The following is a 9,776-nucleotide window of genomic DNA, read 5'->3' on the forward strand; positions in this document are numbered from 1 at the left end:
CGCTGAATTTCCATCACGCTCGCATTATACCAGATAATGATGGAAGAGGGCGTGCGCCGCCTCCTCCCCACGGCGCGAAGCCGGGGACTCCCGGCGGCGCGTTCTGGAGGTGGCGAAGAACTGATGGGGCTGCGCGACAAAGGGAGGCCGCATGTTTTCACTCTGTGTCGGAAAAGGCGTTGCTCGTTGACTGTTTCCCTTACGCAACACCATCGCCGATACACCACGTCGTTCCAACATCCTTTTATGTTTTATCTATTGTCGCGAAGATCCGCTCGGTCGCCGATTAGCGCTTCGCCGTGCAAGCCGGCGCTCACGAAGCGATCTCGATGGGTTTTGTGTGTTGCAACACGGAGCGGCCTTAAAACTTGTTTTCCCTGTGGGAAGAGGGTAGGATGCTCCGGCAGCGGCAACCGCGCCGTATTTTGATTCGCAATGGCTCATCAGCCAGTGGCAAAGAGAATAGGATGCTTTGGCGGCGTTGTCGTCGCTGGAGCAAGAAGGGCGGTTCGAAATCGTTTGGGTGTTTCAGCTTATCGAGTTCCGGCTGTTTTGCGCGGACGAAAAACACTCATCCTAGTCCGCCGCGCGAGGTGGCGGGAAAGAACTCACCGAAGGCAGACGCTGAAGTTTTGAGCCTCGCTACTCAGGTCGGAAAGACCAGTCGAGAGAGCTCAGATTCGCGGCGTCAACCCTTGGATGATGAGAAGCAGGATCTCTGCGATCGAGCTAGTCGATGATGTCTGAGTTGCTCCAGTGCCCATCTCGCCCAAAGCGCTGGTGGTTGGTGAAGATGAATAGCCAGTGCCCATCTCACCTGCAGCGTTAGTGGTTGGCGGTGGGGGCGCGTAACCAGTCCCCATCTCCCCAGCGTAAACGGCAAGCGCGAGCATGGAGGAAAGAGCTGTGACCGCTAACAATCGGCGCAAAACATTCATTCTCTCTTCTCCTTTTGCACAGTTCAAGTTTTCGAGTTGAGCGTTAAGAACGTTCAACCCGCGGCTCAAACGAGCGCAGTATAATGCCAAAGCGGCAGAAATTAAACTTCAACTTGATCGAACACAAGAGGCTTCACCAAATGAAGGAAAGACACCACACGGTGACAAGAGATAAAAGAATAGATTTCCACTTAGATAGGCAAATTCGTTGGCGCTGTGAACAGGCTAGGGAATTGGAAGACGCTGGCAATTACGAAGCTGCAACACATGTTCTTGGCGATCTTTGGCAAGGGATAGGCGTCGTGCCACAGCTCGAATCGCTTAACTCGGGACTACTCGGAGAGGTTTTACTTCGAGTTGGAAGCCTGACCGGTTGGTTGGGCAGTTCGCGTCAAGTCAAAGGTTCTCAAGAGGCGGCTAAAAACATTATCACAAAAGCGATTCATCTTTTCGATTCGATCGATGATCGGCGGAGAAAGATCGAAGCAACAATAGAACTGGCTTGGAGCTATTGGAGGCAAGGAGAATTTGAAGAGTCATGCGCGATACTACACGACGCGCTGTCTCGCACGACGGACGAAGAATTAAGAGCGATGGCGCTTGTTAGACTTGCGGAAGCAAATCGCGCCGCTGGACGTTTTGCTGCTGCGATTGCCGCGCTAGACGAAGCGGAACATTTGGTGAGCAGCGAAAGAATTCCTTCCACTCTCAAAGGAAAGTTTCACAACACTCGTGCGCTTGTCATGCGCAACTTAGGGGTTTCCGAAAGGGAGACCGCCTATCTAGATAGGGCGCTCATCGAATATTCCGCCGCGAGTTACTATTTTGAGCAGGCCGGGCATCTGCGTTACTGCGCGCGAGTTGAGAACAACATCGGATTCCTTCTCTTCAAGCTTGGGAAGTTCGCCGAAGCACACGCGCATCTCGAGCGAGCGCGGCGCTTGTTCCATAGCTTGCGCGACGCTGGAAGCTTGGCGCAGGTCGATGAGACGCGCGCGCGCGCGCTTCTCGCGCAAGGGCGTAATTCGGACGCCGAACGCATTCTTCGCGGCGTCATTCGAACGCTCGAACGCGGCGACGAGAAATACCTGCTTGCAGAAGCGCTCGCGACGCAGGGCGCGGCACTCGCCCGACTGGGACGAAAAGAACAAGCACGCAGCGCTTTCATGAAAGCTTTGAGCGCGGCAGAAGAAATCGGCGATGCCGAGCGAGCGGCAAACGCGGCGCTCGCGCTCATTGAAGAACTCAGCGAGTCTTTGTCGGCGGAGGAATTGCGTGAATTCTACGAGCGCGCCGACGACCTTTTGCGGCCAGCGCCGAGTGAGATCCACGAACGTTTGCGTCGTTGCGCGCGTCGCATTATTGCGACATCGCGTGAAAGTCTCAGGTCTTTTGCAGAGTCTGCCTTCGTTTGCGCTTCGCCGCAGACAAAGGCGTTGCTCGCATACGCGCAACTCATCGCGCCTACCGGTTCGGCGGTGCTCATCTTGGGCGAGACCGGAACTGGCAAGGACGTGCTTGCCCGTTTGATTCATCAGTGGAGCGGTCGAACCGGACGATTCGTTGCCGTCAATTGCGCGAACTTGAGCGAGACGCTCTTCGAATCGCAAGTCTTCGGTCACCGCCGCGGAAGCTTTACCGATGCTGTCAACGATTACGTTGGGGCGGCGGGCGAGGCTACTGGCGGCACGCTCTTTCTCGATGAGATCGGTGAACTGAGTCTCTCGGCGCAAGCCAAGCTGCTCCGTTTGATCGAGCACGGCGAAATCTGCCCGCTCGGCGCGGGCGTGCCTGAGAGGATTGATCTGCGCGTCGTTGCGGCGACCAATCGCGATCTCGAAAAGCTCGTCGAAGAAGGACGTTTTCGCGTCGATCTGTTCTATCGCTTGGCGACTTTTCAACTGTTCATCCCGCCGTTGCGCGAGCGGCCCGAGGATGTGCGCGCGCTCGCTTCCCACTTCATTCAAGAGGCCGAGCAGCGATACGGCAAGCGTTTGAACTGGACCGAGGAGTGTTTCGGCGAGATCGGGCGGTTGCCGTTGCGCGGCAACGCGCGCGAGCTGCGCGCCCTCATCGAGCGGACATACATTTCATCAGCGAATGGCGCGACCATTCGCCCGGAGGCGGTCGCCGTCGTTGGGTTGAGAAGGACGCAGCGCGCAGGATTCGATGATGCTTGGCGCAGTTGCTCGCTCGAAGAGGAGCTGCACCATTACGAAGCGGAGTTGATCAAACGCGCGCTCGATCATTCCGGCGGTCGCGTTACGCAAGCGGCGCGGTTATTGGGCATCAGCCATCAGCGCCTTTCGTTCATCCTCGGCACGCGCCACAAAGGGCTGCTTGCAGGGACGCCCTGCGAACGGCGTCGACGTTCGATCATCGGAGCGAAGAGCGTACGCCACACAGCGCGCGCGCCGAGGAACGCAACGGCGATTTCGGCGACCCGTGAAAACAGCTCCTTTATGACAGACGACACTGAAACAGCAGCTCAGAGCGTTCGATGAGGAGCGCGGGGCGCGAAGAGGTCTTTTTCAAGGCGGACGACACCGAAGCGGGCGTCTTCGGCAAACCGCTTTCGAATCAACGGTCTTTGCTTCAGGCTGATCAGGAGCCGATAGCGTGTCCTAAGCCGCGACCAGACTTTTACGCGCGAACTCTTCGCGCAGCAGAGAATTGAACGCTTCCGCCTGCTCCTCTTGGACCATCAGACGGGCGCAATCGAAGACGACGAAACGCGCACGCGGATTGAGCCGAAGCCAAATTCCAGCGCGCGCAGGCGGGTTGCTTCGATCGTCGCGCCCCCAGATCAACGTCACCGGCGGCACAAGGCGCGCGAAGCTTGCGCGCACGTCGCAGTTCAAGTAGCCGGAAAGGAAGGCCGTCATCGCGTATTGTGCACCGGGTTGGTGACTCATTGCGTAGTAGTGTGCGATGAGTCGGGGCGCAACCGCGTTCCGATCGTAGTAGAGCTGGTGGCGCGCGTGATCGCGCAGACTGCGTTCGCTGGCAATGACGTTGTAGAACGAAGTGCCGAGCACGGGTGAGTGGAGCAAGCCATAAAAGGCCGCTCCGGCCATGCCGGGGCGTTGATGAAAAGCGTCGATCCCCAACGGCGAGATGAGCGTGAGGCTGAGTACGGATTCTGGCTGCTCGTCGGCGACGCGCACAGCGTAAGCCGCGCTCAGAGAGCTGGCCACGAAGTGGGCCGGTTGCCGAACGACGTCGCGCAAGAAGTCGCGCAATAGCTCGACGTATGAATCGGCGCTGTAGGGGGCCGTCGGTGGTTTGTCGGAGAAGCCGAAACCGAGAAGATCCAGCGCGTAAACGCGAAAGCGATCGGCGAGTGGGCCGAAGTTGCGTCGCCACATGAAGCTCGACGCTCCGGCCAGGATGGCATGGACGAAGACCACTGGCGGGGCAGATTCTGGACCGGCAAGGCGATAGATGATGCCGCCGTGCTTCCAGCCGTAGAATTCCACCTGGCCGCCGAATTCCTCAGCGGGCGGGTCCGCCGTTTTGCGCCGTCGTGCGGCAACGAGGTTGACGGTGGCCAGCGCGGCCAGACCCGCGCCGCCGGCGAGCAAACCTTTCCACCATTTGTTTCTTCTGCTCATCTTCGTCGCGAATCGTTCATGGGAGGTGCAAAACAAAGCGCAGAGGCGTTTCTGCTCTGTTTCCCTCTGCGCTTTCGGTCGAGTCGTCTTCGATTCGCTCATGAGCGTCAGACGAAAGCGAAATCGAACTGCTCTTGATGCACGCTCTCGTCACTCGTGATGTCGACCGGTCCGAGGTGCTCTTCGACTTCGGCGAGCACGTCCTGTTCGGTGGTTCGCAGCGCGCGCGCCACTTCCGGATTGACGCGCAGCGTCACCTGTTTGATGGTCTCATCGCCCATGCTTCGCGCCAAGCGACGCGCTTCTTCGAGGATCTCGTAACAGACCGTTTGCGGCGATTTGACTAGTCCAGCTCCTTGGCAGTAAGGACACGGCGCACAGAGCGTACGTTCGAGCGATTGCTTGACGCGCTTGCGCGTCATAATGACCAAACCGAAATCATTATACGACAGCACCTTGGTCGGCGACTTATCACGCTGCAGGGCTTCTTGCAAAGCTTGCAACACGCGCTGACGGTTGCGCCTTTCTTCCATGTCGATCAGGTCGAGCACGATGATGCCGCCGAGATCGCGCAGACGTATCTGCCGTGCGATCTCTTCCACGGCTTCGAGATTGGTTTTGGTGATCGTGTCTTCGAGACGATTGCTGCCGCGCCCGACGAACTTGCCCGTGTTGACATCGATGGCCACCAGCGCTTCCGTCTGGTTGATGACGAGGTAGCCGCCTGATTTCAGCCAAACGCGAGGCTTGATGGCTTTATCGATCTCCTGCTGTACGCCGTAAGCTTCAAGAATCGGTTCTTCGCGCGTGTAGAGCTTAACGCGATTGACAAGACGCGGTTGGACGCGATTGACGAACTCGACGACGCGCAAATACTCCTCTTCGGAATCGACGCGAATCGCCGTGAACTCATCCGACAGTTGATCGCGCAAGATGCGTTGCACCAGATCGAGATCGCGATGAATGAGCGCCGGGGCTTTAACTCTTTCAGCCGTGCGGCGAATCTCTTGCCATGTGCGCACGAGATAGCGCGCATCTTCGCGCAACGCCGCTTCGCTGACGCCGGTCCCTGCCGTGCGCACGATGAAGCCGCCCGACGGAACATCTTCCTCTTGCATGATGGCTTGGATGAGTTTGCGCAACCGCGCGCGTTCATTGGCCGATTCGATCTTGCGCGAAACGCCGATGTGCTCGATGGTCGGCATGTAAACGAGATAGCGTCCGGGAAGCGCAATGTGCGAGGTGATACGCGCGCCCTTTTGACCGATCGGTTCTTTGGCGATCTGGACGATGACCTCTTGCCCTTCGCGCAGAAGTTCCGTGATGCTCGGTTGCTGGTAGCGACCTGCGCCGTCCGTGCGCGGCGCGATCACGGCCGCCGGTGCCGTTTCACTGGCGCTTGTCTCAATGCCATTGCCATTGGATATGTCGGTTGCCGGTTCTGCCTGTTGTTTGGTGCGGCGGCGGCGACGACGCCGGGCGAATTCGGCGCGCGAAGTCGAAGAGGAGACGCGCGCTTCGCTATCCTCTAACCCCTCGTCCGTTGCTTCGGTCCGCTTCGTTTCGGTTCGACGCCGACCGCGACGCGAGCTCGGCGCTGGCGCTTCCGCCTTTTGGCTCTTGCGCCGTCCGCGACGCGAAGCGGGCGCCTCCTCTTGTGCGACTTCGGCGGCTTCGCTCTTTTTACGCCGCGAACGGCGACGCGATGTGGGCGCTTCTTCCACCTCCGACGCAACGGCAACGGGCGGATCGGCGGTTGTCGGCGCGTCGCTGTCATCAACGCGCTCGAACGCCGAGGAGACGGCGACGCTCGACAAGATCGAGCCGACTTCAGCTGTGGTCGTTGGTTCGATGTCGAACTCCAGCGCGCGAACCTCGTCCGTGATCCTTTCTTGCACGATGGCGTCTTTGAGCAGCGCGCCTTCGTCTGCGGCTCCCTCTTCGTCCACGACGCGCTCGAAACCGGCGCCAGCGGCGAAGGGAGTCGTCAAATTTTCAGCTTCGATGGGACGGAGTTCTTCCGTCTTTTCAAAGGCCGGTTCCTCTTCGTCGGCCAGCTCAAAGGTTGAAACGGTTCCTTCGCTCTCATCAGTAAGTTCAAAGGTCGGTCCCGCTTCGACCGGTGTGAGCGGCGCTTCTTCGGACGGAGTCGTGCGAGCCTCTTTGCGCTCGGCGTGGCGCTCAGCGGCGCGCGTCCGTTCGACCTTTTTCGGAATGCTGATGCGATCGAATTCCTCGCTCTCGTCGAACAGATCCGAAAAATCAGAGACGTAGAGAAAGGCATCGCGTTCCAAACCAATGTCAACGAAGGCCGATTGCATTCCGGGCAGCACACGCATGACGCGCCCTTTGTAGATGTTGCCGGCCACTCCTTGATTGGTTTCGCCGCGTTCGATGTAAAACTCCGTGACCTGACCGTTTTCAATGATGGCGATCTTCTTTTCGCGTCCGTTGACGCTGATGATCATCTCCTTGGACATTTTTGAGAGCTCTTCTCCTCATACCGCGACGGGTCGCGTCCGTTCGAGCGCGCCAAAGATGACGACCCGCCAGCGCGGTTGTTTGGGCGTGGCAAACGGAGTGTGAATCTTCCGCTCCAACGGGGCAGGGCGCAAAACGCGCCGTGAACCATCCTGTGTGGACCTCGTCCGAAGGAGTGTTTGGTGTGGTACCGCAGAGATCTTCGCGCTAAGGCACGGCGCGCGTTTGACCGATTCATGCGCACATCGAACCCTTCGCTTCGGGCCGCGACGAAGAACTCTTCATGAAAGAGCCGCTCGACGAGACCCATTCGCCGCAAGGACGCCGAAAGCGCGTTGACAACTCGTTGGTTCGAACGTGCGGCCCTGTACCGCTTGGAAATTCTCGCTCACGTTTGCCGCGTTGAAAGCCGTTGTTCGCGTGCGCTCTGTGGCTTTCAACGTCGCCGCTACGAAATCTTTTCAAAACCCGGCCTGCTCCGACGTGCGCCTTTATCTACCAAGCACGCAGCTTTCAGTGAATTCGCGCAGGACGAGCAGCAAAGTATAACCGAGGAGGCGCGCAAACGCCAACGACCGCGTCCGCCCGTCGAGATCAAACGCAACTGAGCCGCTGGCGCATCAATCGGCGAACGACAGCCAACCGAAAGCCGCTGGAACATGGAAATCGGGGCGCGGCGTGCGCGTCGGTCGCCACGCGAGATAGCCGCGTGCGCTGCCAGCGCCGACGCAGCGAAAAAGGTTGACGCGCCATCTGTCGCCGACCGCTGGCCTTTGTCCGAACGCTCGCCATGGAAGGTGCATGACGATGGTCGTCGAGCGACGACGCACGTTCGCTTGAACTCTCATCCCTGATTGGTAGTTCCAGTCCGTTTGGCGACCGTCGCGCTGCCACAAGATGGCGAGATCGAGCCATTCGCCCGTCGGCGCCGCCTCGAACTCAAAATATCGTTCAGGATGAGTCGGATCAGGGGCGATGAAGATTTCACATACGTCGCGCTCCCAAAGACCTATGGTCTTGCTGTCCAAACTCGGGCGCTCGGCGACGACGAGCGGTTCGGCCTGACGACAAACGAAGCGAACGTAAAGCGCTTCCGCCGACCACACGAGGCGCGCTTGCGCGTGGCGCGTCGAGGGCGCTTCGTCGCCGGACCAATAGCGCGTTATCTTCGTTGGCGAAGCCGCTTCCCACGCATCTTGTTCGATCGGTTCGGAGACGCGCGCGGCAATGATCTCTTCTGTTTCGCCGTTCATCTTCATCTTTGACCGCTTCTTCAGCGCAAAGGTTTCAGTCGAAGAGCTGCGATCCCGACGTCTATCTCAGAAGATGGATCGAACGTATCCGCCATCGACTTGCAGCGTTACGCCCGTGATGTATGAAGCGCGCTCCGATGCGAGAAAGACGATCGCGGCGGCGATCTCCTCAGGGCGCGCCAAGCGGCGCATGGGTACCTGCGCAGCCCACTGCGCGATGATCTCCTCTTTGGATTTGCCCGTTTGTTGGCTCCGCGCTTCGGCCAACTCCGTCTGCCGCTCGGTCAGCGTATAGCCGGGCGCGACGTTGTTGACCGTGATGCCATCGGGTGCCACTTCGCTGGCGAGCGTTTTCGCCCAACCAGTCAACCCAGCGCGCACGGCGTTGGATAGGACCAGTCCTTCGATCGGCTGTTTGACCGAGACCGATGTGATGTTGATGATGCGCCCCCAGCGGTGTTGGCGCATATGTGGGAGCGTGAGGCGGGCCAGCCTGATGGCCGAAAGCGCGTTGAGTTCGAAGGCGCGCCTGTAGGTCTCCAGTTCTGTGTGCAGAGCCGTCGATGCAGGTGGACCGCCAGCGTTGGTCACGCAAACGTCGATGCGACCGGCGCGCGCGGCGACTTCCGCGATGAAGTCGTGCGTCTCGCGCTCGTCGGTGACGTCGGCGCGTATGCCCACGGCTTCGGCGCCTGTTTCGGCGTTAATCTTGCGTGCAGCCTCGGCAGCGTTCTCTGCATTGCGCGAGCAGAGGAAAACGCGTGCGCCTTCGCGCGCCAGTTCCATCGCCGTTGCGAACCCGATGCCGCGGCTGGCGGCAGCGACCACAGCCACACGATCACGCAATCCGAGATCCATCTGAGCGCTCCTTTCGTTTCGTGCGCGGCGCGTTTACGTCATTCACCGGACAGGAGAATCGCTCATGTCCGTGCCGTTCTTATGCGCGGCGCGTTTACGGTCTTCTGTTCCCCTGCTTCTCGTCGTTTTGAGCGCGGTGCGCTTGCAGGCAAAGATCGAGCAGTTCGTCGGGATCGGAAGCGGCCAGCACGCGCGAGGTCGTCTTCTTGGGAAAGAGGCGCAGAAGAGAGACCGCCTGATCGGCGACGCCGCCCGTGCCGGTCAAACAACCGATGATGCGCCCCTCGTCGTACGCAATAGTGAACTCGTTGAGCGATCCTATCGAGCCGCCGATGAAGATCGCGATCTCGCACGAACGAACGAGCACGACGTTTCTTCCTTTGAGACCGAATCCCGTGTAGATGATCACGTCGCAAGCATCGAGCGGCAAGCCGTAGTTCGACGTGTGCTCGCGCTCGTCAGCGGCGGGCGAGATGCCGAGGTGAAAAGCTCCTGCGGCGCGCGCCGCGCACCCGACGATGTACGGGATGCCGGTCGTCGCGCCGGTCAAGAGCACGGCGCGGCGCGCGGCGATGGCACGTCCCAACGCCGCGGCGCGCGCCGCGAGTTCAGCGCTGCCTGCGGCAGGCAGC

The 9,776-nt window shown here is 59.6% G+C and carries 7 protein-coding genes; 1 reads left to right on the forward strand and 6 read right to left on the reverse strand.

What is annotated here, in order from left to right; all coding sequences use genetic code 11:
* Nucleotides 1-674: 674 nt before the first annotated feature.
* Complete coding sequence (locus C4334_RS07100; RefSeq protein WP_352431390.1) at nt 675-938, reverse strand: hypothetical protein; 264 nt, start codon at nt 936-938, stop codon at nt 675-677.
* A gap of 743 nt (nt 939-1,681) precedes the next feature.
* On the opposite strand from C4334_RS07100, the gene C4334_RS07110 reads away from it, so the two are divergent.
* Entirely contained in the window at nt 1,682-3,442 is a 1,761-nt protein-coding gene (locus C4334_RS07110; protein WP_352431418.1) for a sigma 54-interacting transcriptional regulator, read from the forward strand.
* Between the two features lie 120 nt (nt 3,443-3,562).
* On the opposite strand, the gene C4334_RS07115 is transcribed toward C4334_RS07110, so the two are convergent.
* From C4334_RS07115 to C4334_RS07135, 5 genes are all read right to left on the reverse strand, one after another.
* A complete protein-coding gene (locus tag C4334_RS07115; RefSeq protein WP_352431391.1) occupies nt 3,563-4,552 on the reverse strand; it encodes an alpha/beta fold hydrolase in 990 nt (329 codons plus the stop codon).
* Nucleotides 4,553-4,659: 107 nt separating this feature from the next.
* Nucleotides 4,660-7,020, reverse strand: coding sequence for an Rne/Rng family ribonuclease (locus tag C4334_RS07120; protein WP_352431392.1), 2,361 nt, complete (start codon nt 7,018-7,020; stop codon nt 4,660-4,662).
* Nucleotides 7,021-7,653: 633 nt separating this feature from the next.
* On the reverse strand, nt 7,654-8,286 hold the full coding sequence (locus C4334_RS07125) for a carbohydrate-binding family 9-like protein (RefSeq protein WP_352431393.1): 633 nt from the start codon (nt 8,284-8,286) through the stop codon (nt 7,654-7,656).
* Nucleotides 8,287-8,352: 66 nt separating this feature from the next.
* A complete protein-coding gene (locus C4334_RS07130) occupies nt 8,353-9,144 on the reverse strand; it encodes an SDR family oxidoreductase (RefSeq protein WP_352431394.1) in 792 nt (263 codons plus the stop codon).
* Between the two features lie 94 nt (nt 9,145-9,238).
* Nucleotides 9,239-9,776 (reverse strand): SLOG cluster 4 domain-containing protein (locus C4334_RS07135; protein WP_502943413.1); only part of this gene is annotated, 538 nt, incomplete at its 5' end.

Source organism: Pyrinomonas sp. (assembly GCF_040289685.1).
Taxonomy (GTDB): domain Bacteria; phylum Acidobacteriota; class Blastocatellia; order Pyrinomonadales; family Pyrinomonadaceae; genus Pyrinomonas.